General features: G+C 60.5%; 20 protein-coding genes. 12 read left to right on the top strand and 8 right to left on the bottom strand.

What is annotated here, in order from left to right; translation table 11 throughout:
• Window positions 1-33 precede the first annotated feature (33 nt).
• Complete coding sequence (locus Q0Y02_RS07240; protein WP_297766504.1) at window positions 34-1,359, top strand: Na+/H+ antiporter NhaC family protein; 1,326 nt, start codon at window positions 34-36, stop codon at window positions 1,357-1,359.
• A gap of 53 nt (window positions 1,360-1,412) precedes the next feature.
• Here the strand turns inward: Q0Y02_RS07240 and Q0Y02_RS07235 are convergent, their stop codons facing one another.
• The 4 genes from Q0Y02_RS07235 to Q0Y02_RS07220 all read right to left on the bottom strand — a co-directional run bounded on the left by Q0Y02_RS07235 (window position 1,413) and on the right by Q0Y02_RS07220 (window position 5,338).
• Window positions 1,413-1,691 (bottom strand): hypothetical protein, encoded by a 279-nt coding sequence (locus Q0Y02_RS07235; protein WP_297766501.1) that lies wholly within the window; start codon window positions 1,689-1,691, stop codon window positions 1,413-1,415.
• Between the two features lie 161 nt (window positions 1,692-1,852).
• The gene (locus Q0Y02_RS07230; RefSeq protein ID WP_297766499.1) at window positions 1,853-2,872 is read right to left on the bottom strand and encodes an AraC family transcriptional regulator; all 1,020 of its coding nucleotides are present in this window, start codon (window positions 2,870-2,872) and stop codon (window positions 1,853-1,855) included.
• Window positions 2,873-2,997: 125 nt separating this feature from the next.
• Entirely contained in the window at window positions 2,998-4,155 is a 1,158-nt protein-coding gene (locus Q0Y02_RS07225) for an acyl-CoA desaturase (RefSeq protein ID WP_297766497.1), read from the bottom strand.
• A 64-nt stretch (window positions 4,156-4,219) separates the two neighbouring features.
• The gene (locus Q0Y02_RS07220) at window positions 4,220-5,338 is read right to left on the bottom strand and encodes a ferredoxin reductase (protein WP_297766494.1); all 1,119 of its coding nucleotides are present in this window, start codon (window positions 5,336-5,338) and stop codon (window positions 4,220-4,222) included.
• A 300-nt stretch (window positions 5,339-5,638) separates the two neighbouring features.
• Here Q0Y02_RS07220 and Q0Y02_RS07215 point away from each other — a divergent pair, with 300 nt between their 5' ends.
• The 10 genes from Q0Y02_RS07215 to Q0Y02_RS07170 all read left to right on the top strand — a co-directional run bounded on the left by Q0Y02_RS07215 (window position 5,639) and on the right by Q0Y02_RS07170 (window position 16,500).
• Complete coding sequence (locus Q0Y02_RS07215) at window positions 5,639-6,286, top strand: TetR family transcriptional regulator (protein WP_035246611.1); 648 nt, start codon at window positions 5,639-5,641, stop codon at window positions 6,284-6,286.
• A gap of 234 nt (window positions 6,287-6,520) precedes the next feature.
• Window positions 6,521-7,390, top strand: coding sequence for a MaoC/PaaZ C-terminal domain-containing protein (locus Q0Y02_RS07210; protein ID WP_297766487.1), 870 nt, complete (start codon window positions 6,521-6,523; stop codon window positions 7,388-7,390).
• Window positions 7,391-7,781: 391 nt separating this feature from the next.
• Window positions 7,782-8,885, top strand: coding sequence for a tRNA 2-selenouridine(34) synthase MnmH (gene mnmH, locus Q0Y02_RS07205; RefSeq protein WP_297766484.1), 1,104 nt, complete (start codon window positions 7,782-7,784; stop codon window positions 8,883-8,885).
• Between the two features lie 171 nt (window positions 8,886-9,056).
• Window positions 9,057-9,929, top strand: a complete 873-nt coding sequence (locus Q0Y02_RS07200; protein ID WP_297766481.1) for a putative selenate ABC transporter substrate-binding protein — start codon at window positions 9,057-9,059, stop codon at window positions 9,927-9,929.
• 12 nt (window positions 9,930-9,941) lie between these two features.
• Complete coding sequence (locus Q0Y02_RS07195; RefSeq protein WP_297766478.1) at window positions 9,942-10,592, top strand: ATP-binding cassette domain-containing protein; 651 nt, start codon at window positions 9,942-9,944, stop codon at window positions 10,590-10,592.
• A complete protein-coding gene (locus tag Q0Y02_RS07190; protein ID WP_297766475.1) occupies window positions 10,589-12,085 on the top strand; it encodes an ABC transporter permease in 1,497 nt (498 codons plus the stop codon). The genes Q0Y02_RS07195 and Q0Y02_RS07190 overlap by 4 nt, the downstream gene beginning before the upstream one ends.
• Before the next feature lie 37 nt (window positions 12,086-12,122).
• Complete coding sequence (locus tag Q0Y02_RS07185) at window positions 12,123-12,896, top strand: PhzF family phenazine biosynthesis protein (RefSeq protein WP_297766472.1); 774 nt, start codon at window positions 12,123-12,125, stop codon at window positions 12,894-12,896.
• Complete coding sequence (gene selD / locus Q0Y02_RS07180) at window positions 12,896-15,055, top strand: selenide, water dikinase SelD (RefSeq protein ID WP_297766719.1); 2,160 nt, start codon at window positions 12,896-12,898, stop codon at window positions 15,053-15,055. The genes Q0Y02_RS07185 and selD overlap by 1 nt, the downstream gene beginning before the upstream one ends.
• A gap of 47 nt (window positions 15,056-15,102) precedes the next feature.
• Entirely contained in the window at window positions 15,103-15,492 is a 390-nt protein-coding gene (locus Q0Y02_RS07175) for a PA2779 family protein (RefSeq protein ID WP_297766469.1), read from the top strand.
• A gap of 153 nt (window positions 15,493-15,645) precedes the next feature.
• A complete protein-coding gene (locus tag Q0Y02_RS07170) occupies window positions 15,646-16,500 on the top strand; it encodes a PA2778 family cysteine peptidase (RefSeq protein WP_297766466.1) in 855 nt (284 codons plus the stop codon).
• Here Q0Y02_RS07170 and Q0Y02_RS07165 read toward each other — a convergent pair.
• The 3 genes from Q0Y02_RS07165 to Q0Y02_RS07155 all read right to left on the bottom strand — a co-directional run bounded on the left by Q0Y02_RS07165 (window position 16,443) and on the right by Q0Y02_RS07155 (window position 19,638).
• Complete coding sequence (locus Q0Y02_RS07165; protein WP_297766463.1) at window positions 16,443-17,051, bottom strand: hypothetical protein; 609 nt, start codon at window positions 17,049-17,051, stop codon at window positions 16,443-16,445. The genes Q0Y02_RS07170 and Q0Y02_RS07165 overlap by 58 nt on opposite strands.
• Entirely contained in the window at window positions 17,048-18,376 is a 1,329-nt protein-coding gene (locus Q0Y02_RS07160; RefSeq protein WP_297766459.1) for a peptidylprolyl isomerase, read from the bottom strand. Before Q0Y02_RS07160 ends, Q0Y02_RS07165 begins: the two co-directional genes overlap by 4 nt.
• 239 nt (window positions 18,377-18,615) lie before the next feature.
• Complete coding sequence (locus Q0Y02_RS07155; protein ID WP_297766456.1) at window positions 18,616-19,638, bottom strand: phospholipase; 1,023 nt, start codon at window positions 19,636-19,638, stop codon at window positions 18,616-18,618.
• Window positions 19,639-19,992: 354 nt separating this feature from the next.
• On the opposite strand from Q0Y02_RS07155, the gene mscK reads away from it, so the two are divergent.
• A complete protein-coding gene (gene mscK / locus Q0Y02_RS07150) occupies window positions 19,993-23,358 on the top strand; it encodes a mechanosensitive channel MscK (RefSeq protein ID WP_297766452.1) in 3,366 nt (1,121 codons plus the stop codon).
• Between the two features lie 75 nt (window positions 23,359-23,433).
• Here the strand turns inward: mscK and Q0Y02_RS07145 are convergent, their stop codons facing one another.
• Window positions 23,434-23,649, bottom strand: a complete 216-nt coding sequence (locus tag Q0Y02_RS07145; protein WP_297766449.1) for a TIGR02450 family Trp-rich protein — start codon at window positions 23,647-23,649, stop codon at window positions 23,434-23,436.

The raw sequence follows: 23,649 nt of genomic DNA, 5'->3' as shown, positions 1-23,649 counted from the left end.
GCAAACTGACCCAGCCCGCCCGGCGGAGGCGCCATGAGCCCGTTACTCAATCCCATTGTCTGGTCCGTGATTCTGCTCATGGGCCTGAGCATTGCGCGCATGAATGTGGTGCTGGCGCTGTTGTGTGCGGCTCTGGTGGCGGGTGTTGGTAGCGGGCTGGATCTGGAAAGTACCCTGGCGGCCTTTGGCGATGGTCTGGGTGGCGGCGCCAATATCGCCCTGAGCTATGCCCTGCTTGGCGCCTTTGCGGTGGCCATCGCCCGCTCCGGCATCACCGAATGGCTGGCCGCACGGATCATCGCCCGGCTGGGCCGTACTCCGGCCCCGCACCAGCTGCGCCTGATTCGCACCCTGCTGCTTACCGTACTGCTTGCCGCCGCCATCATGAGCCAGAACCTGGTGCCCATTCATATCGCCTTTATCCCGATACTGGTGCCACCGTTGCTGGAAGTGATGCACCAATTGCGCCTGGATCGGCGACTCGCCGCCTGCGTTCTCACCTTCGGGCTGATCACGCCCTACATGGTGTTGCCGGTGGGCTTCGGCAGTATTTTCCTGCATACCCAGCTCGGCCCCAGCCTGGCTAAAGCGGGCCTTGAAATACCCAAAGGGGAACTGCCACTGGCCATGCTGCTGCCCGCTGCCGGCATGGTTGTGGGGCTGATTCTGGCGTTTATCCGCTATCGCAAGCCCCGCGACTACCGGCCAGTGGAACTGCCCGGCGAAGAGCAACACGCGCCGCTCTCGCCGCGCAACGTGGTTGTCGCCGCCATCGCCCTGGCCGCAGCCCTGGCACTCCAGCTTTACAGCGACTCTATTATTCTCGGGGCATTGATCGGGTTTCTGGTGTTTACAGCAGGGGGTGTGGTGCCCTGGCGGGAATCCCAGGATGCCTTTACCCAGGGCGTGAAAATGATGTCCCTGATAGGCTTTATCATGATTGCCGCCAACGGCTATGCCGCGGTGGTAGGCGCCAGCGGACAGGTGCCAGTGCTGGTGGAAAGCGTGACCAGTGGCCTGCAAAGTCCACCATTGGCCGCAGCACTCTTATTGCTGCTCGGTCTGTTTGTGACGTTGGGGATTGGCTCGTCGTTCTCCACCATCCCCATCATCACCACCCTGTATGTGCCGCTTTGCCTGGCACTGGGCTTCTCCCCGCTGGCCACCGCCGCCCTGGTCGGCAGCGCTGCCGCGCTGGGAGATGCGGGCTCCCCGGCCTCGGACTCCACGCTGGGGCCCACCGCCGGCCTGAATGCCGATGGTCAGCACGACCATATCCGCGACACGGTGATTCCCACTTTTATTCATTACAACCTGCCACTGATCGCCGCAGGTTGGCTGGCCGCCATGGTGCTCTGAATAAAGCGTCCGCTAGCTTGACCGTTGGAGCCTTCAAACGCTACAGCTCCGAATTACTTACTCTTCCACATCCGGGCCACCGCCTTGTCACTGCCCAACAGGCCCACCACTTCACACACCAGACCCACCGCCAGGAAAACAGCCACCGGAATCAGCCCGCCATACAGCTTCGCCACCAGCGTTGCCGCCAGGGCCCCGGTGGCAAGCACCAGAAACAAGGTACCGACCACAATCAGAATTTTTCGATGCGAGGGGCGATAGGCATAGCTGTCATCACCAGACTCAAAAGGGGTGAGAATGGGAGAGAAAACTTTGCGCAGAGACTCTTTCACTGGTTAACACCGACTAAACGTTTTGATGGATGCCCCACCACCCGGTGAGGCGAAGAATAACGGCACCCTTGCATGGTGACGCCTGAAAATATTTCTACGATAAATCGCAAAAAGGCGCCACTGGCGCCTTTCTTTTGCTTTCACCTTTCAACTCGCAACGCTCAACGGTTCTCCGCCGCGTCTTCTTCCGCCTTCAACTTGCGGTACTCAATCGGGGTCATGCCGACCCAGCGTTTGAAAGCCCGGTAGAACGTAGACGGTTCCGAGAAGCCGGTGAGATAGACGATTTCATCAATGGATTCTTCGGTACCGGCAAGAAGACGTTTGGCCAAACGGCAACGATAGTCAGCGACCAGCTGGTTGAAGTTGGTGCCGGCATCCGCAAGGCGAGTGCGTAACTGACGGGCCTTGATACCCAGGCGTTCGGCCACTTCTTCCAGATTGGCATGGCCGGATTCCAACAGCTCACCGATCAACCGGTTGACCTGGGCCACCAGGTCCTGCTTTTCCAGCCGCGCCACCTGCTCACTGGCGAGCTGTTCGTGCAGGTGCAGCAGTTCCGGCTCGTGGTGGGCAGACGGCAGATTCATGACCCGGGCATCGAAGTACATACCAATGCTCGGCATGTCGAATTTCACCGGGCAATCGAACAGACGCTCGTATTCCTGTTTGTCCGCATGGCGGGTATGACCAAAATGCACTTCCAGCGGCTCAAAAGCCCCGTCGGTAACAAAGCGGAAAAATTTGATCACGCCCATCATCATGCATTCGTTGAGATGGCTGAGGCGTTTGCTCCAGATCATCTGCTTGAGGAAGACACGATCCCCTTCTTCAAACAATTCCCCTTGGGCGGCATCGGACAGCAAGCGCTGGTAATCCAGAGCTCGCTTGAGGCCTTCGCCAAAGGTGGGGCTGGAGAGGAACAGGTATTCGAGCACCTGGCCCTTATAGACCGGAATATGCTCGCCCAGATGCAGGCCGATGTGTTCATCACCGGACACCTTCTCCAGGGCCTGCCAGAACCATTCCTGGGCGTCATGGGGGGTACGCAGGTCCGGTACCTGAAGGATGGATTTGTCGAGACCGACTTCTGCCAACACGGCATCGGCATCAATACCGGCGTTAATCATGGCCTTATAGGCCATTCGCAACAGCACACCGGAATCTGTCATTTCTGCCATGCGTTCTGCCTTGTCCCCAAATAAAAAAAGCTACTCTCAGATCGACTGAGAGTAGCATAAGGATGGCAGGGCCGGAACCAGCGCAGCACCGGCCCGAACCAGGAGATCAGACCGCTTTGAAGCGATCAGGCAGCCTTGCGGGTTTCTGACTGCGGTTCACGGGTCAGAGACACCACTTTGGCGCGCAGACCATTGAGCGGGCCCTTGCCACTGTCATCCTTGCTCTTGTTGGGCAAAGACAGTTTGAAGATCCGCTTCCAGACACTCAGGGACTGCTTCACGAAAGAGCCGGTGTTGTACGGCAGGCCATGTTTTTCGCAGATGGCACGGACTTCAGGCGCAATGCGGGCGTAACGGTGAGCCGGCAGATCAGGGAACAGGTGATGCTCGATCTGGAAGCTCAGGTTGCCGCTCATCACGTGCATCAGACGGCCGCCTTCAAAGTTGGCAGAGCCCAGCAGCTGGCGCACATACCACTGACCACGGGTCTCGTTCTCGATCACGGACTCGGGGAACTGCTCCACCTCTTCCGGGAAGTGTCCGTTATAGATCACCTGGGAAGACCACAAGTTACGCGCCACATTGGCTGCCATATTGCCGGCGAACACGAAGGGGGCGAACGGACCCGCCAGGGCCGGGAACAGCAGGTAGTCCTTGACCAACTGCTTGCGCATCTTCTTCCAGGTCGGCTTGAATTCGGCCTTCACCTCTTCCTTGGTCTTGGTCTTGTAGATCAGGTAGTCCTCCAGCTTGAGGCTCTGTACCGCCACAAAGTGCTGGAAGAAGGTGGCCAGGATGCCTGCCAGGATCGGGTTGAAAATGAAGCGGGGTTCCCACTCCTGGTCTTCCGACATGCGCAGAATGCCGTAACCAATGTCATGGTCCTTGTCGAGCACGTTGGTGAAAGTGTGGTGCTCGAAATTGTGGGTCTGTTTCCAGGCCGTATTGGTGCAGGTGTTATCCCAGTCAAAAACCTTGGAGTTGATGGCCGGGTCACCCATCCAGTCGTACTGGCCGTGCATCACGTTATGGCCGATTTCCATGTTGTCCAGAATCTTGGACGCAGACAGACAGGCCACACCGGCCAGCCATGCCGGCGGCAGGAAACCCGCCATCAGCAGGCCGCGACCGGCGATTTCCAGGCGACGCTGACGCTTGATCAGAGTGCGGATGTAGGTGGCATCTTCTTCGCCCAGGTCCGCCATTTCACGATTACGGATGGCATCCAGTTCCTGGCCAATGGTCTCGAATTGTTCGGCGGTCAAGTTGCTGAAAATACTCATGTGCTTTCTCCTTAAACCCGGTTTGAAGATTCGTCTCGGGACGCTTCGGTTTGGGTGAATCCGTTTAGATGTCGAGGGTCACCGTGCCTACCGGCACGCTGATGCAAATTTGAATGTCTTCTTCACCACTGGTGATCTCACCGGTGCGGATATCGCGCACTTCACCGGCCGTCTTGCGGCAGGTACAGGCGTGGCAGATACCCATGCGGCAACCGGATTCCGGGGTAAGACCGGCGGACTCGGCCTGCTCCAGCAGGGTGGCGCCATTGTTGATGGCCATTTTTTCGCTCTGGACGAAGCGCACTTCGCCTTCAGCGCTGTCGCTTTCGATCTGTGGCGCCGCCAGGGTGAACTGCTCCTTGTGCAGACGCTCTGCCAGGCCGTCCTCTTCCCAGACTTTTTCCACCGCAGCCATCATCGGCGGCGGGCCACAGAGAAAAGTGGTTGCCTGTGCAAATTCCGGCGCAGCGATGTACAGGTGTTCACGGGAAAACAGACCGGAAAGTTCGCCCTGTTCACCCTCGTTATTGAAGCAGCGCACCAGGGTCACGTTGTCATGAGCCCGCGCAATCTCTTCCAGCTCGCTGGCGTAAATCATGTCGGCGGCGCTGTTGGCGTAATGCAGGAAGGTGATCGGGCCGCTGAAGCCCTCGTCACACAAGGTGCGCAGCATGGACATCACCGGGGTGATACCACTGCCGCCACTGATCAGCAGCACCTGCTCAGGACGCTGTGCCGGCAGGGCAAACTCGCCGTCCGCCTGAGACAACAGCACCACATCACCAACACTCAGCTGTTCACGCAAATGGCGGGAAACAAAGCCGTTGGCGTGCACTTTCGCGGTCAACTCGATACAGCCATCAGCGCGGTGCAGGGAGTTGGCCGGTGAATAGCAGCGAGTCTGACGCTTGCCATCAATGGTGACGGAAAGCTGGACAAACTGACCGGGAATAAAGCCTTCCCAGTTATGATTGGGACGCAGGGTCAGGGTCACGCTGTCGTTGGTCAGGTAGCGCACATCTTCAACCTTGGCGCGCACCTCATTAACGGACCACAGCGGATTGAACACTTCCAGATAACGGTCAACACCGTGGGGATAGGAAAGAATATCCGCCACACGGGACTGCAGCAGGCGGGTCAGGCCTTGCTGGAAACGGCTGGAGGTCTGTGTCATTGCGTTCATTGGGTTCATCCCTGTAAGTGAACAGTTGTACGCATTATTCATAGACCCACGATTCAAGTCAACACCTGTACACTTAATTTTGTAAATACCTGCATTATCATGCAGTTACACATGTTTTTTGCGCACCAGTTGCATCACGGCCCCACAACGAGGAGAATTTACAGCGTATTTTCAGGGTCTGTTGGTGTCTTAAGTCTGCCACCACCCCGGCACATTCCTGCCCGGCCAGCCGGAAACAGGTGGAAAACTGCCGGCCAGGCCTGACCAGCGACCTGAACCCCAATGCAGAGGCGATCGGTAATGACCAAGGAAACCACCAGCAGAGCCCGCAAGCCGAAACGGGGCCAGACCCGTGAGGCTCTGATGGCGGCGGCGCTGGATCTGGTCGTCAAGAAAGCCCCCTTCTCCAGCCTCAGTCTGCGCGAAGTCACCAAGCGTGCCGGCGTGGTACCCACTGCCTTCTACCGGCATTTCCCGGACATGAGCGCCCTGGGGCTGACTCTGCTGGATGAATCTTTCCGCACCCTGCGCCATATGATGCGCCAGGTCCGCCAGGAAGAGCTGCCCAACGAGCGCATGCTGCGCGGCTCCCTGGAGGTGTACTTCAACTATGTCCGCAACAACCGCGCTCACTTCCTGTTCGTCTCCAAGGAACTGGCCGGTGGCACCCCCACAATGCGCAACGCCATTCGCCGGGAAATCCGCATGTTCACCAACGAGCTGGCCATGGACATGGCACGCTTTCCGTTTCTGAATCATGTCAACGCGGAAGACCTGCAGATGATGGCCGGGCTGGTGGTCAACAATGTGACGGCCCTGACCCAGGAAATGCTGGAACTGGAAGAAGACGACGAATTCGGTCAGAACCAGGTGCTCGGCACGGCGGAAAAACAGCTGCGGCTTATCTATTTCGGCGTCGGCTTCTGGAAGTCCAAAGCGGATCAATGATCCCCGGGCTTGCGGCCCTTTCCTCCCGACAGCAAACCTCCATCACAGTTTTCTTTTCGTGTGCTTTAGTCCCTATACAGCTTGTCTGCACGGCCAATAGCGTGCCGGCTACCCTGCTCTATACTCCTTCCGTGTCGTCGTTCCATGATCTTTGCGCCTCTGCCTGTCACAACGCAGGGACATAAAGATCATGGGTCTGAGACCACCACACGACCAACGGGAAAGGATCGAGTAATGAGTGAGGTAAAATTCCGCGAACTGCGAAATGCGCCCCCCATGGTGATCAACTTCGCCAAGGCGGTCCTGCGCGCCACCGTGAAGCCGGGCAGCAACCCCACCCTGCCGGAAATCGGCCTGCGTCTGAACGACGTGGCACTGGATGAAAAACACCTGGCGGCCTACCGCAAGGTGTGTGGCTTTGCCGCCGACGGCAAGCTGCCGGTCACCTACCCGCACATGCACGCCTTTCCGCTGCATATGGCCCTGATCCTCAGCGACGGCTTCCCGTTCCCGGCCATGGGCCTGGTGCACGTGCGCAACAGCATCACCCAGTACCGTCCGATCAGCGAGCGCGAGCAGCTGAACGTGAAGTGTTTCCTTGGCAACCTGACCAAGGTGGAAAAGGGCTACGAGTTCTCCATCTTCACCAGCATCAGCACCGGCGGTGAACGGGTCTGGGAAAGCGAATCGGTGAACTTTTTCCGCAGCGGCGGCGGTGGCAGCAGCAAGAAGAAGGATGCGCCCAAACCGCAACCGGCCACCGATACCGTGGAGTGGAAAGTGCCCGGTGATACCGGCCGTCGCTACGGCGCTGTCTCCGGCGACCGCAACCCGATTCACCTGTATCCGCTGTCCGCCAAGTTGTTCGGCTTCAAACGCCAGATCGCCCACGGCATGTGGTCCAAGGCCCGCTGCCTGGCCGAGCTGCAGAACCAGCTGCCGGAAGAAGCTTTCACCGTGGATGTGCAGTTCAAACTGCCCATGTTTATCCCTGCCACCGTGAAGTTCGAGAACAAAGCCGCTGACGGCGGCAGCGACTTCCGCCTGCTCGCCAAGGACGGCATCAAGCCGCACCTGGCCGGCCAGATCCGCCCGGCGGAGTAAAAAACAGCTTCAAGCCGCAAGCTGCAACGCGGTCAGGGCCGTGCTAATCGCACAGCGCCCTGCCCGCGTTTTTTGTGGGGGTGGCATGCAGGCAAACAATGACATGTAGGAGCCCATGCTTGCCCCCCCCAGGGGATCTGCGACATGCGAACCGAGCGAAGCGAGGCAGCAGAGATCAGCGTCTATTCTCCATGCTTCCTGGAACCTGTCGAGCCCTGATATCCCTGATCGCCCTCCGGCCGATTTCCGCGCAAGCGCGGTTCGCCATGCAAGCATAGCTCCTACAGCAGCTTCGTAGAAATGACGAGGTCCGGGGAATTTTCCAGCCTTTCCCTATCCTACAAGCGTGGCTTGTAGCTTGTAGCTTGTAGCTGCACTAAACTCGCTTCCCATGCGCGACGATACCCGTGATTACCTGTCCCTGTTTCTGAACGACACGCCTCTGCTGGACGTGCGTGCCCCTGTGGAATTTGCCAAGGGCGCCTTCCCCGGCACCACCAATATCGCTCTGATCAACGACGACGAGCGCCACCAGATCGGCATCTGTTACAAGCAGCATGGCCAGCAGGCGGCCATTGACCTCGGTAACCAGCTAGTCAGCGGCGAGGAACGGGAACAGCGTATGCAGGCCTGGCAGCAATGGTGGCAGGCCAACCCGAACGGTTATCTGTATTGCTTTCGGGGCGGGCTGCGCAGCCAGACCACCCAGGCCTGGCTACGGGAAGCCGGGATCGATGCGCCGTTGGTTACCGGTGGCTACAAGGCCATGCGCCGCTTCCTTCTCGACGAGATGGAAGCCAGCATTGCCACCCTGCCCTTCGAGATCCTCTGCGGCCGCACCGGTTGCGCCAAGACCCGGGTCATCGAAAGCCAGACCAATGCCGTGGATCTGGAAGGCCTGGCCCATCATCGTGGCTCCTCGTTCGGCCGACGCCCCGGCGGCCAGCCTACCCAGATCGATTTCGACAATGCCCTGGCCATCGCCATGCTCAAGCAGCGGGCGCAGAACCCGGCCCAGGTATTACTGGAAGACGAAAGCAAGCTGATCGGCCGCTGCCACCTGCCCTTTTCCCTGCAGGACAAGATCAAGGCCTGCCCGCGCATCATCATCAACGAGACGCTGGAATCACGGGTGCAGGTGACCCTGGAAGATTATGTGGTGGGGCCGCTGGAAGAATACCGCCAGCACTTCGGCGAAAAACAGGCTCTCCACTATCTGGGGGAAGAGCTACTCGCCGCCATGGACCGCATCCGCCGCCGGCTGGGCGGGCTGCGTCACCAGCAGCTCCGCCAGCAACTGTCCGAAGCCCTGGCCGTACAGCGCATCAGCGGAGACACCGTGCTACACGAAGACTGGATCCGCACTCTGCTCAGCGACTACTACGACCCCATGTACGACTACATGCTTTCCCGCCGGGAAGGGGACATCGTCTTTGAGGGTAGCCGCGACGAGGTCATGGCGTTTCTGGAAGAACGCCTGACACCTGAAGCCTGAAGCGACTGTTGGAGCCTTGCTCGCAAAGCTCCAACGGATATTTCTCTTTCGGCAAGGTTCCTGGCTGGCATCCCCGGCTAAGCGCTCTATAATCCCCTTGTCGTGTCTGGCCGGGCCCGCGATGAGATGTTCACTTTGTCCGGTAAGCCTCCCTATTGAACGGAGTCAACAATGCGCTTCAAGCTTCTTGCCGCCCTGTTTGCAGCACTGCTGCTTTCTGCCTGTAACGAACCCCATACCGGGACCTTCGTTTTCACCGCCATCCCTGATCAGGATGAATCGCAACTGGAAAAACGCTTCGGCGTGGTTGCCCTCTATCTGGAAGAGCAACTGGGCGTGCCGGTGAAATATGTGCCGGTGAAATCCTATGCCGCCGCCGTCACGGCCTTCCGCAATAACGAAGTGCAGATGGCCTGGTTCGGCGGTCTGTCCGGTGTCCAGGCCCGTCGTCTGGTGCGCGGGTCCCAGGCCATCGCCCAGGGCCTGGAAGACCCTGACTTCAAGTCCTACTTCATCGCCAACACCAGCACTGGCCTGAGCCCGTCCGAGACGCTCACCGACGCCTTTGTCGAGCAGACGTCCTTTACTTTTGGTTCCAAGGGCAGCACCTCCGGGCGCTTGATGCCGGAGTTCTACCTGCGCGAGGCCTTCAACGAGTCCCCGGACCAGCTGTTCGAGAAAGTCGGCTTCTCCGGTGATCACAGCGCCACCATTGCCCTGGTGCAAAGCGGCGCCTACGCCACCGGCGCAGTGAACTACAAGGTATGGGAGCGGGAACTGGAAGAAGGCAAGATCGACACCGACAAGGTGCAGGTCATCTGGGAAACCCCTGGCTATCCGGACTATCACTGGACCGTGCGCGGCGACCTGAATGACAAGTTCGGCGACGGCTTCACCCAGCGCGTCACCGACGCCCTGCTGGCTATTGATGATCCGGTTCTGCTGAATGCGTTCCCGCGGGAAAAATTCATTCCTGCCAGCAATGACGACTTTGCGCCCATCGAGGACACCGCCGAAGCCATCGGCCTGCTGGACGCGCAGTAACAGGATCGGATTTTGACATTCCATCTTGAGAACGCACGGCTTGGCCATCCCGGCCAGGTCGTGTTTGCGTCCCTGTCGCTGACCATTGCCGACGGCGAGAAGGTGGCGTTGCTGGGTCCTTCCGGTGCCGGCAAATCCACATTGCTGGCCGCCCTGCGCCAGCAGCAGGAAGCCCGCTGTGCCTGGTGCCCCCAGGCCGGTGACTTGGTACCCATGCTCAGCGTCTTCCACAACCTCTACATGGGCGCCCTGCCCCGTAACCCGACGCTGACCAACCTGCGCAACCTGATCTGGCCCAGCGCCAGGGAAAAGTCCAGCGTGGGAGAACTGGCCCGGGAACTGGGGTTACAGGACAAGCTGTTCACCAGCGTGGACCAGCTATCCGGCGGTCAGGCGCAACGGGTTGCCCTGGGCCGGGCGCTCTATACGCAGCGCGCGGTGCTGCTGGCCGACGAACCGGTCTCCAGTCTGGACGAACATCAGGGGCTTGATCTGCTGCAACGGTCGCTGGCCCGCCACCAAACCGCCGTGGTCGCCCTGCATGATCGTGAGCTGGCGCTGCAATGCTGCGACCGCATCATCGGTCTGGGCGACGGCAAGATTCTGCTCGATGCCCCCGCCAGCACCCTGAACCTGGGTGATCTGGACACGCTCTACCAATGAGCTCCGCCGTCCGGCAGCGCGTCAACACCACCGCCGCCCGGTGGCGTCGGGCCAGCTTCTGGCTGGCCGTGGCCGGGCTGATCGCCCTGGCGGCGGCCGACCTGGACATCACCCGCTCCTCCCCCGGTAGCGAACTACTGCGCATGGGCCAGGGCTTTCTGGTACCGGATTTTTTCTCCACCGATAACCTTTGGCGGGCCCTGGCCAACACCCTGGCCTTCGCCTGGCAAGGCACCGCCCTGGCCGCCCTGTTTGGCTTTCTCATGGCCATGGCCTGGCATCACCGTTGGGTGCGGGGCGTTGCCGCCAGCATCCGCGCCGTCCACGAACTGTTCTGGGGCCTGCTGCTGTTGCAGGTAGCCGGGCTGAGCACCGTCACCGGGGTACTGGCCATCGCCATTCCCTACGCGGGCATCTTCGCCAAGGTCTTCGGTGAATTTCTGGAAGAGGCGGACCCGGCTCCCGCCGGCGCCCTGCCTGCCAGCGGCCAGCGCCTGAGCGTGTTCTTCTATGCCCGCCTGCCGCTGGTCTGGCAGGCCTTCAAGGCCTACGGCGGCTACCGGCTGGAATGCGCCATCCGCGCCTCCGCCATCCTCGGTTTTATCGGCCTGCCCACCCTGGGCTTTCACCTGGAAACCGCCTTTCGGGAAGGCAGCTACGACCAGGGCGCTGCCCTGTTGTACCTGTTCTTTGCCATCATCTTTACCCTGCGCTGGTGGCTGCGCCCGGCCTTGATCCCCGTGTACCTGCTGGCCGCCATCGCCTGGGCACCGCCGTTGTTCACCGGCCGGCTCGATAATCTGGTGCGCTTCGTCACCGTGGACTTGGTGCCACTACCGTTACGCCAGGGCGGTGGGCTCATGGAACTGTGGCACTGGTTCGCCATGCTCTGGCAACAACAACTGTGGCCGGGGCTCTGGCAGACTCTGGTACTGGGCCTCGGCGCCCTGCTGCTCACCGGCTTGTTGTCGCTGCTGCTGTTCCCGCTGATCTCACCATTGTTCGGCAACCGGGCCAGTCGCACCGCCGGGCATGGCCTGCTGGTGGTCATGCGCACCACCCCGGAATTCTTTCTCGCCTTCTTTTTCCTGATTCTGCTCGGCCCGTCCATGCTGCCCGGCATTCTGGCTCTCGCCCTGCACACCGGCGCTATCGTCGCCCACCTCACCGGCCGATTCAGCGAAAGCCTGAAACTGCGCGCGGACGCTCCTACCGGCATCAACCGCTACGCCTGGGAAGTGCTGCCCCGGGTCACTCCCAATCTGCTGGCCTTCCTGCTCTATCGATGGGAAGTGATCATGCGCGAAACGGCGGTGCTGGGGATTCTTGGCATCCATACCCTGGGTTTCTATATTGATTCCAGCGTGGCGGAATTCCGCTTCGACCGGACCCTGCTATTGATCCTGGCCACGGTCATGCTCAATCTGGCGGTGGATGCGCTGTCGCGGGGGTTGCGCAAGCGGCTGCGGCTGAAGCCGGGGTTGGGATTATGAAACCAATGAAACGAACACGTTATTTTCAAGGCAGCTCATGAAACTCTATCAAGTCGATGCCTTCACCTCTTCCCTGTTTGCCGGCAATCCGGCAGCGGTGGTGCCGCTGGAACGCTGGCCGGACGATGTCCTGCTGCAGAACATCGCCATGGAGAACAACCTGTCGGAGACGGCCTTTCTGGTGCCGGACGACACCGGCTACACGCTGCGCTGGTTTACCCCCAGTGTGGAAGTGGATCTGTGTGGCCATGCCACCCTGGCCGCTGCCTGGGTGGTGTTCAATGCGCTGGGCTTTCCCGGTGAGCGGATTCGTTTCAACACCGCCTCCGGCGCGCTCTATATAGACCGTAGTGGCCAGACCTTCAGTCTGGATTTTCCTGCTCGCCCCGGGCACCCGGTCAGCCAGCACGAGCCCTTCGAGCAGGCGCTGGGCATTCCTCTCAAGGACGTGCTACAGGCCCGTGACACCCTGGTGGTGCTGGACAGCGCCGACCAGGTGCGCGACTTTCAGCCGGATTTCACCGCCATCGGCAAGCTGGATACCTTTGCGATCATGATCACCGCCCCCGGTGACGACTGCGATTTTGTCAGCCGCTTTTTCGCCCCCGCCAAGGGGGTGCCGGAAGATCCGGTAACCGGTTCCGCCCATTGCACCCTGGTCCCCTACTGGGCCGAGCGGCTGGGCAAAACGTCTTTGCACGCCCGCCAGCTTTCCGCCCGGGGTGGAGAGCTGCACTGCACCCTACAGGGTGACCGGGTCACCCTGAGTGGCCAGGCTCGCTGCTTTCTGAAAGGCGATATCCTGCTGTGATGACTCCGTCGGCCAATCACGATCTGGTACTGGTGGGCGGCGGCCACAGCCATGCGCTGGCCCTGCGCATGCTGGCCATGAAACCGGTACCCGGTGTGCGAATCACCCTGGTGTCTCCGGATGCCCTCAGTGCCTACTCCGGCATGTTGCCTGGCCTGATTGCCGGCCACTACAGCCTCACCGATACCCATGTGGACCTGTACCGGCTGTGCATCGCCACCGGCACCCGCTTTATCCGCGCCGCGGTGACAACGATCTGCAGCGCCGAGCGCCGCCTCACTCTGGACGATGGCAGCACCCTGGAATACGACTGGCTGAGCCTGGATGTGGGCGCCACCCCGAACCTGCAACCGGTGGGCGAAGACCACCCGGATATCGTGCCAGTAAAACCGGTGGCCAGTTTCCATCAACGCTGGCAACAATGGCGCGATGGCGACAGCCCTCTGGCGGTGGTCGGGGCCGGTGCCGGCGGCACCGAAATGGCCCTGGCCATCGCCGAGTCTCAACGCCGTGAGGGACGCCATACACCCTTGTCACTGATCAGCGGCGGCATCCTTCTGCCCAGCTACCCGGAGTCGGTGCGTCGTCGCATGCGACGGTATCTGGATGACTACGGTATCCAGCTGCGCGAGCACACGCGAGTGGAAAAACGCGATGGCACCCTTTACGCCAACGACGCCCCCCTGAACGCCTCGCGAGTGCTCTGGTGCACCGGCGTGCGTGGCACCCGAGTCATCGCCAACAGCGATCTGGACTTTGACGAAAAAGGCTTTGTGCATGTACAAGCCACCCTGCAAAGCCGCAGCGACAACCGCGTGTTTGCCGCCGGTGATTGTGCCGCCTTTCCTGACAGTCTGCCCAAGGCCGGCGTCTACGCGGTGCGTCAGGCCAAGGTGCTGGCCCATAACCTGCGCGCCGCCATCACCGGTCAGCCATTGCAGGTCTATCATCCACAAAAACATTTTCTCTCGCTGCTCTCCGCCGGGGGCAAACAGGCGGTGGCCAGCCGTGGCGGCGCCCTGTCCGCCGCCGGGCACTGGGTGTGGCGCTGGAAAGACCGTATCGACCGGGCCTTTATGAACAAGTTCGGCGATCAGTTACCCACGATGACGCCACCACCGGCGGACCCGGATACCCTGCACTGTGCCGGTTGTGGCGCCAAGGTAGGCAGTGGTGCGCTCCATGATGCGTTGCGGGATCTACAGCCTCATATCCGTGAAGGCATCGAGGCCGGGGTGGATGCCGCCGATGACGCGGCAATCATTCGCTGGGCCGACAACCAACGTCTCGTGCAGAGCCTGGATTTTTTTCCGGCCTTTATCGACGAACCGTTTTTGTTCGGCCGGGTAGCGGCGCTGCACAGCCTCAGCGATCTGTACGCCATGAACGCCACGCCCCACTCCGCCCTCGCCAACGTGACCCTGCCCTGGCATCACCCGAAATTGCAGGGCCGGGATCTGCAACGGTTGATGGCCGGTGCGGTGAAAGAACTGAACGCCGCCGGCTGCACCCTGGTGGGCGGCCACACCATCGAAGGCCCGCAGATGGCCGCCGGCCTTACCGTCAACGGTCAGGCGGACCCGCAACAACTCTGGCACAAGCGCGGTGCCCGGGAGGGCGACCGCCTGCTGCTCACCAAACCCCTGGGTAGCGGCGTACAGCTGGCCGCCATGATGCAGAAAGACAAACTGCACGGCCCCTGGCTGGATGCCACTCTGGACCACTTGTTGATCAGCAATCGCATCGCCCAACAGGTCATGCAGGATTTTCCCGTGCATGCCTGCACCGATGTCACCGGCTTTGGTCTACTCGGCCACCTCCATGAAATTTGTCAGCAAAGTCATGTGGCCATGGCCATCGATACCGACAGCATTCCCTTGCTGCCCGGCACCCTGTCGCTGATTGAACAGGGGGTGAGCAGCACCCTCAACGAGGCCAACCGGAACGTGTTGATGCACTGCGATACGCAGCAGGTTGCAGAGCCGCTACTGACTACCCTGTGCGACCCACAGACCGCCGGCGGCCTGCTATTCAGCATTCCCGAAGAGGCCCTGCCCCGGGCCCTGACGCAATTGCGTGAAGCCGCAGTGAACGCATCAGAAATTGGTAAAGTCCTTGTAAAAAATAACGAGTCTTCGAGAGATATTCTTCTGCATTAGGGTCAAGATGTTAGTGTTGAATTAATCGAGCTGAATGGAGATATCCCATGACCAAGCGTATTACCGGTATTCTCAGTGCATCATTGCTGCTTTTCATGCAGTTGATGATTGTGCCGGCCGCCCAGGCCGCCATGATCGGTAACGATACGGTCATTCAACAACAGGACCGCGCGGCCATGAAGGCGCAGGTAATGGAGCTGATGGACCACAAGGTCGCCGCCAAGGCATTGGGTGATTACGGTGTCAGCAAGGACCAGGTGAGCCAGCGTCTCGACCGTCTTACGGATCAGGAGTTGCAGCAGCTGGCCCAGAAAGCGGAAGAGTTGCCCGCCGGTCAGGGCGTAGTTGGCGTAATCCTCGCCATCATCCTGATTTTGATCCTGCTCGACCTGCTCGGCGCGACCAACGTTTTTCCGGCCATCGATCCCATTAACTGATCCATGGCTGTCCCCTACGGCGAGGAGCCCATCGCTCCTCGCCTTTCACGCCCAACGTTTACACGCCCTTTTAACCTGGCATGCCTTGTCAGCCTGCTGGCTCTGCTTTCGTTGAGTGGATGCCAAAGTGTCCCGCCTCCGCAAAGTGCCCAGGTGGAGACCGAGCAGCAGCTGGTGGTGCCCTTTGTCCCCCAGGAAAAATACCAATGCGGCCCCGCCGCTCTGGCCATGATGCTGCAATGGGCCGGCAAGCCGGTAAGCGCCGACAGCCTGGTAGACGAGGTGTGGTTACCGGAACGGGAAGGCAGCCTGGGCATTGAGTTGCGTGCCGCCGCCCGCAGCCGCGGTCTGATGGCTTATCCGGTGGAAAATAGCGAGGCGTTGTTCCGCGAACTGCAGGCAGGCCGACCAGTGCTGGTATTACAGAACCTGGCCCTGCGTCGCTGGCCCCAGTGGCATTTTGCCGTCGTCACCGGCTATCAGGAGCAGGGCAACACCATGGTGTTGCACAGTGGCACCGACGCCGGCAAGACCAGCCACTGGAACCGCTTTATCCGCACCTGGGCCCGCGCCGATCAATGGGGCTTCACTCTGGTCGAGCCGGGTAAACTGCCTGCCAGTGCGGAACCGGACACCCTGTTCCGGGCGATTTCCGCCCTGCCCAATGCCGAGGCCTTCTGGCCGGCGGCGGTAGAGGCGTTCCCGAGCAGCGGAAAACTCTGGTTCGGCCATGGCAACAGCCTGTGGAACCAGGGCCGACAACAACCGGCGCTCGACGCCTTCCAACGCGCTACCCGCCAGGCGCCGGACTTTGCCGCCGCCTGGAACAACCTGGCTTACGCCCAGCAGGCACTGGGCGATGCGGAGGGAGCCAGCGACAGCATCTGCCGTGCCCATGCCCTTTCCCCGCAGGACAAAGCCATCCGCGAGAGCGTCGTGGAGCTGACCGGTCAATCCTGTTCCGACGAGGCCTCGTCGGCCGGTTCTACCTGTAGTGCCGATAACTGATCACGCTGTTCACGCAACTTGGCCAGCTTGGCTTCGCCTTCCGCCAGTTGCGCCTCGCTGATGCCGCTGGCGCGGCCTTTGGCAATCATCGCTTCCAGTTCCGGAATACGCTGATCAACGGCGTTGGCAAACGAGGCATACACGCTCTGTTGCTGGCGCTGCTCGTACTGTTGATACAGCGCCGGGTCGGCCAGCTCGGCAGCGCTGGGCGGCTCACGCAGATTCGTGCGCGGGGCCAACGGCGGCTTACGCGGATCACCATGGCGCATGCTTTCACGCAGGGCCGTTACCGCTTGTGGCGAGGGCACCGGCCCGGCGGCAGGATCGGCCACGCGGGAAGCGCGCGATGGCCGCTGACGTTCCGCCACTGTGTCGGTCATGGGCAAAGGCGTGGCCGTTTTTTCCTGCTCTTTGTGCGTTGCGATCCCTTCGACCGCCGAGCCGTCATCGGTCACCCCCGGTAGCGGCGCCTGTGCTGCACTCGGCAACCACCTGGCCATCACCGCGACCACCGCGCCCAGCAACAGGGCAACCAGCAGCGCCTTCATCACAGCACCTCCTGATTGATTCGCAGCGATGCCTGCTCAGTGACCTGCGCCAGCAGGTTCTGGAAGCGTTGTTGCAACAGTTGCTGAGCCACCGCCCGACCCGCACGGTAGCGGACCGATTCGCTCTCCAGGCTCTGGTAGGCCGTCACTTTTTCTTCCACCAGAAACAGCTCCCAGTAGGGAGCGGCATCAGCACCGGGGCTGCGAAACGGAGGCGACACTACGCCTTCAGGCTGCACAAACGCCAGTGCCCGAGTCCAGTGATCCTGCCGGGATTGCCGATCAATCCAGCCCAGCTCGCCGCCCTGATCCCGGTCCGGTGCTACGGAGTAATCCGCTACTGCCTGGTCAAACGACAGGCCATCGCGGATCAAGGCATGCACCCGGTCCGCCTGCTGCTGGCTATTCACTCGCAGATGCCGCGCGCGCACCCGCTCCACACGGGTGAATTGTTCCTTGTTTGCCGCGTAGTAGTCGGCAAGCTGCACATCGCTCACCTGGGCAGCCAACTCTCGCAGTTCAGGGTTGTCGTCGTGGATGTCCTGCATCAGCCCCATGTCATGCATCAGGGTATCCCGTTGCAGGGCATCGTCGATGCTGCGATCCACAGCGGCGATGGCCGCTCGTGACAGACCGGCCTGTTGCTCAAACCAGTAAAACACATAGGCCATGATCAGCTGCTGTTTCACTGCTTCACGAATAAAACCCAGGTTGAGGTTATGCATCTGCACCTTCAACTGGATGTTCTGCCGCCGGTAAAGATCCCACAGGGTCAGCGTTTGTTCCGGCTGGTCGTCGGCAAAGCGATAGCGGGCCAGTACATAGTGGCTGGCCGCTTGTTGCTGGGCGTCAGTCATGGTGCTGTACAGTGCCTGCTCCAGGGTCAACATGGGCGCCAGCGCCTCGCGGGACAGGGCCAGCGGTGTGGTCAGGCTGTCCAGGCTGTTCTGCATGCCATGTTCGGTGACTGCTGCGCGTAGTTCCTCTGCATAGGCCGTGCGAATCAGTTTGAAACGTTGCTGCTCGTGTCGGGTGGCACTGTCATAACCCACCCGTTCAGGGTGAGCGTCATGGTCATGCTGCGCCTTCGCCACCGCCGCCAGCAGACGGTTTTCCACCAGCCCCTTGAGCACGCTTTCCCGGCTGATGTCCGGATCACTGCGACGAGCGGCAGCCACGAACACGTCCAGGGTTGCGGCGGGAATGGCATCACCATCCACACGGGCGGCCACGCTGTCGGGCAGCGGCCCCCACTGCTGCCAGCCGGCATAGCCAGCTACTGCAAACAGCGCCAACACCATCGCCAACATCCATCGGTGCATTGCCATGGAAGTTTTCCTCCATCCTCTCTTATCGCTCGTTCATTACCGTAGGGTGGATTAGCCGAAGGCGTAATCCACCAAAGCCACCACCCCGGACGTCGGATCATATAATGGTGGATTACGGCCTTCGGCCTAATCCACCCTACGCGAACTGCACCGATCTGGCGTTTGCATGGTGCAGTTCGCCTTAGGCTCAGTGCACCCTACGGGGAAACACCGGCCCGGTTATGAGCCGGTTACCGGTATCAGGGATTAACCTGGTGCGCGGCGTGGTTGAGCAGATGCACCACCATGGCGATGGCGTTGGGGATCACCGTCTGCCCTACCTGCACCCGGTCTACATGGTCGGTGCTGGACAACACGATACCGCCATTGCCATAGGCCAGGGCGCCACCCTCGGTGAGCAGCGGGCGGATATCCGTGCCAGTGGGCGACAGCGGGGTGAAGTTCTGCAGGGCCTGATCCACCAGGGCGGTGTCGTTCAGGTTTTCGCTGTCGTAGTAATCCGCCACCCAGGACTCCCAGCCGCTGTGATTCAGGGCCGAGGTGGTCCACACATGGTGGGGCTGCAGCAAGTCAGTGGTGTGCAACACAAACCCCAGGGTCTGGGCGGTGGGCTGGCTGAGGAACTGGCTGTACCAGTACTGCCCCAGGTTATCGATAGGCTGGAACGGCATTTCCTCGAAGTCGTCGTACATGGACTTGCTGGAATAGCTACCCTGCCGATAATTGGCTTCGGTAATACCGTAGGTGTTGTACTGCGGATCATCCGACCACCACCAGCCGGTCATGCCACCGGGGCCATCATCCAGGTAATCGCCATACAGCCAGGACGCGGCAATATTGTCGATATCGCCCCAGACCGTGAGCAGATCGTAGTTGTACCCGCCCAAGTCATTACCGTGCACATCGGAACTGCGAGTGTGATTCTGGAAGTGCCAGTAGGAGGTGTAGTTCACCAGCGACGCACCGGCGTTGAATACCGGCGCATAGACGCAATCACCGGAGACCGCCCCACACAGGTAGGTATCCTGGAAATCATCCACGTCATAGGCGCCCTGCCCGATCACTTCGGCGAACTGCTCCATGCTGTAACCGGCGGCGTTGACCCAGGCCTTGAGGCGGTTGTACTCGGTGCTACCCGGGTGATTCTTCATGTAGTCCACCGCATCGATAGCAATGCGCTTGTGGGTGATCTGCTGAAACGCCTGGGCAGGCGCAGTGACGATAGCGGCGGCCAGCAGGCCGCAGAGTGCGAGCTTGTTCATGGGTCCCCTCCCAATTCTTATGAAGTTTGTTGTGTTTATTGGTTAAACAATAAACACACTTACCGCTTCGCCCTAGGACGTAGCCGGACAAAAAATGGACATTTTCTGCCAGGGGCAGCAGAGCTCCTGTTTACAATGGCAACACTCACCCTGCCCAAAAGGGATGACAAAACAGGGACACCGTTGTTTGTCCGATAACAGATGCCGGCACAGGCGGAACAACTGCTGCGCCCCTTGCAACGCCTTGGTAAGCTTGCACAGACTTGGGCGTAAAAAATCGTCTCTGCAGGGCGCGGCGACCTTCCCCTGCAAAACACATTGATAGCCCCCCTTACCCACTGGAGCTTTCTGGTTATGGATCGACGTCTGGCCCTTTTCCTGCTGATTTTTCTCCCCGTCATGGCACAGGCACAGATCGGTGGCTTTTCCCTGCCCGGCGTCGGCGACCTGGAAAAACAGATCTCCGGCAGCGACGACAGCAGCGGTGACAACGCCAATCCTGACAAGAAAATCCTGCAACAGACCCTGGAACTACGCCGCGAGATCGACAGCAACCAGCAAACCATCAAGGATCTGGAAACCTTCGCACGCCAGGCATCCACCCAGCGGGCGCGCCTCAACGCCGAGCTGGCCAAGGCCCGGCAACAGCAGGACAAGGACTGGGCCGAGCAGTACAAGGGCCTGGCGCTGCAGGCCCTGATCGAGAGACTGACCAGCCGTCTGGATGCGCTGGAAAAGAACCAGAGCCGCCTGGCTGAGGTCAATGGTGAGCTGACCCGCGCCCAGACCCTGCCCGAGCAGGCCCAGAATGTGATCAGCAAGGCCATGGAGCGCATGGATACCATCCGCTCGCGGCTCAATGAAGGTACCGACGAAAACGGTGAGCCGCTCAACGACAAACAGGAGCAGGGGCTCAATACCGAACTGCGTGCCCTGGAAACCCGTATCGAGCGCTACAATCAGGAACTCACCGTCGTCGACAAGAAACAGGATGTGGCCCGCCTGGAACAACAGCTACTGCGTACCGAGCAAGCCACCCTGGAAGCGCAGCTTGATGCCGTGCAGCCCCTGATCCAGAAACGCCGTATCAATCAGCTGGAAGAGATGGCCAACTCGCCGGAATCATCACTGCCGGAGACCGTGCTCGAAAACAAGCGAATCCAGAATGCCAGGGCGGAAAACCAGGCCCTGCGTGAGCAACTCGCCCGCACCAGCCAGGCCGTCAACAGTCTGCTGCGCCGCGCCATCGACACCAAGACGCAACTGGACAAGGCCCGCGCCCTGTCCAGCACCGTCAACGATCAGATCCGCCTGCTGGATGGCAGCCTGCTACTGTCACGGGTGCTGTACCAGCAACAGAAACGGCTGCCGCAAAGCCAGTCGGACATGAACCTGCAAAAGCGCATTTCCGACGCCCGCCTGGAGCAATTCGAGCTGGAGCAAAAGATCCAGTCGCTGGATAACTCGCCCCTGCCGGAACAGGAAAAACTCAAAGGGGAGCTCTCTGCGGATCTGGAGCAGGCCTTTACTATCCTGCATCGGGAGCGGCGTGAGCTGTACGACCAGCTCAATCAGGAATTGGGTCGGCAACTGGCCATCCTCACGCGTACCCAGCTCAACAAAGAGCAACTGGACAAGGTGTCGCGCAGCCTGCACAGCATTATCTCCGAGCAAACCTTCTGGATGCCCAGCACCCAGCCAGTGAGCCTGGAATGGCTCGGCAAGCTGCCCGGGCACATTACCCAGCAACTGCGCGACATGCCCTGGAAAGCCCTCTGGCAGGGCACCCGTGACCTGCTTACCGGAAAATGGGGCTGGCTGGTGCTGGCCGCCATCCCCGCCATTATTCTCCTGCTGCTGCGCCCACGACTGAAAAAACGCATCGACACCATGAACAAGGATGTGGGCTTCCTGCGCCGTGACAGCCAGCTGCACACGCCGTTGAGCTTGATCTATACCGTGCTGATCTCCTCTCCCGCACCCATCGCCCTGGCCGTGATTGCCGCCGGACTATGGCGTCAGCCCAGCACCATCACCAGCGTACTGGGGGCCGCCCTGGCACAACTCGCCCTGCTCTGGCTGGTGTTCGAAATGCTTTACCGGCTGCTAAAGAGCGGCGGTATCGCCCAGCGCCATTTCCGCTGGGACAGCGAGCATAATCAGCATATGCGTCGCCGCCTGGCGCTCACCGGCCTGGCCATAATCCCCATGACCTTCATCATCGCCTTCGGCGACCAGTGGCCCGCCCAGCTGAGCAACGACCGCCTGGGCCTGGTCATCATGGTCGTCAGCCTGGTGGTGGTGATGATCAGCTTGCCCTCCGTGGCGCAGAGTTACCCGGGGCGACATTACAGTCGCACCATGAAAGGCCTGTCCACCGGCCTGTGCGCCACCGCCCCGCTGATCCTCACCGTGCTGATCGGCATCGGTTATTACTACACCTCAGTGCGTCTGACCGGCCACATGATCTACAGCCTCTATCTGGTGGTGCTGTGGATTCTGCTCGACGCCGTGGCCGTGCGCGGCCTGGCCGTGGCCGCCCAGCGGCTGGCCTACCGGCGCGCAGTGGCCCAGCGGGAAGCCGACCAGAAGGGCTCCGACACCTCCTCGGCTGCATCAGAAGCCGTAGAAGTGGAAGAACCGCAGCTGGACCTGAAACAGGTCAACCAGCAATCCCTGCGCCTGATCCGCCTGGCACTGATCGCCGGTATCGGCCTGCTGGTCTATTGGGTCTGGGCAGATGTGTTCCACGCCTTCTCCTACACCGAAAACATCGTGCTCTGGGAAACCGCCGACGCTGCCGGCCAGGCCAGTGGCACCTCACCCATCAGCCTGGGCGATGTGATGACCGCCCTTATCATCGGCGCTGTCACCTTCCTGCTGGCCAGCAACCTGCCCGGCCTGTTGGAAGTGCTGGTGCTGTCACGCATGGACCTGCGCCAGGGCACCAGCTACGCCACCACCACCCTGCTCTCCTATGTGATTGTGGCCAGCGGTGTGATCATCACGTTCGGTGCTCTGGGGTTGAGCTGGGACAAGATGCAGTGGCTGGTGGCTGCCCTGGGTGTGGGCCTGGGCTTTGGTCTGCAGGAAATCTTTGCCAACTTCATTTCCGGCATCATCCTGTTGTTCGAGCGCCCCATCCGCATCGGCGACGTGATCACCATCAACAACCTGGATGGCACCGTCAGCCGCATCCGCATCCGCGCCACCACCTTGATCGATTTCGACCGCAAGGAAATCCTGGTGCCCAACAAGGTGTTCGTCACCGAGCGACTGATCAACTGGTCCCTCTCCGACACCGTCACCCGCATCATCATCAAGGTGGGCTTCGCCTACGGCTCCGACCTGCAGAAATGCCGCGACATCCTCATGCAGGCCGCCCGCGAAAACAAACGGGTGCTACGTGATCCGGAACCGGTGGTGTTCTTCCTCACCTTCGGCGCCAGCACCCTGGACCACGAACTGCGCGTCCACGTGAACGACATCGGCGACCGCCTGGCCGCCACCGACGAGCTCAACCGCCACATCGATGCCCTGTGCAAGGAACACGACATCGAAATCGCCTTCAGCCAGCTGGATATCCATATCCGCAATGGGGATGGCGACAAGCTGTGCATTGAGGGGGAAAAACAGGAAAAAACCGGACAGCAAGACGGCAATACGCAGGCGCACAAAGCCAACGATGGCGAACACAACGAAAGTAACGACCCCCGCTAAACCCGCAGGGCGGAAATACCGACCGGGTATCTCCGCCCTGCGCCCGGCTCTCCAGAAGCCACACGACCGAAATAACTACTTCCAGCCCTGCTTCCAGTTCGATTCATCTCTTAGTGCTTTCCAGTCAATAGAATCTGAACGGTTTGATATCACCGCCTCTATCAGGCAGTGAATAACCTCACCCTCTTCATCAAACTCGACCTCTGTCACCAGAAAATGTTTTTCTTTCTTCACTGGCTTGACCGCAGTCCACTTGCTGTTAAGCAACTTTTGGGGATTGATTTTATTCAT

This window comes from uncultured Alcanivorax sp. (genome assembly GCF_947258575.1).
Lineage (GTDB): Bacteria > Pseudomonadota > Gammaproteobacteria > Pseudomonadales > Alcanivoracaceae > Alcanivorax.
This window is presented reverse-complemented; position numbering and strand designations above follow the sequence as displayed.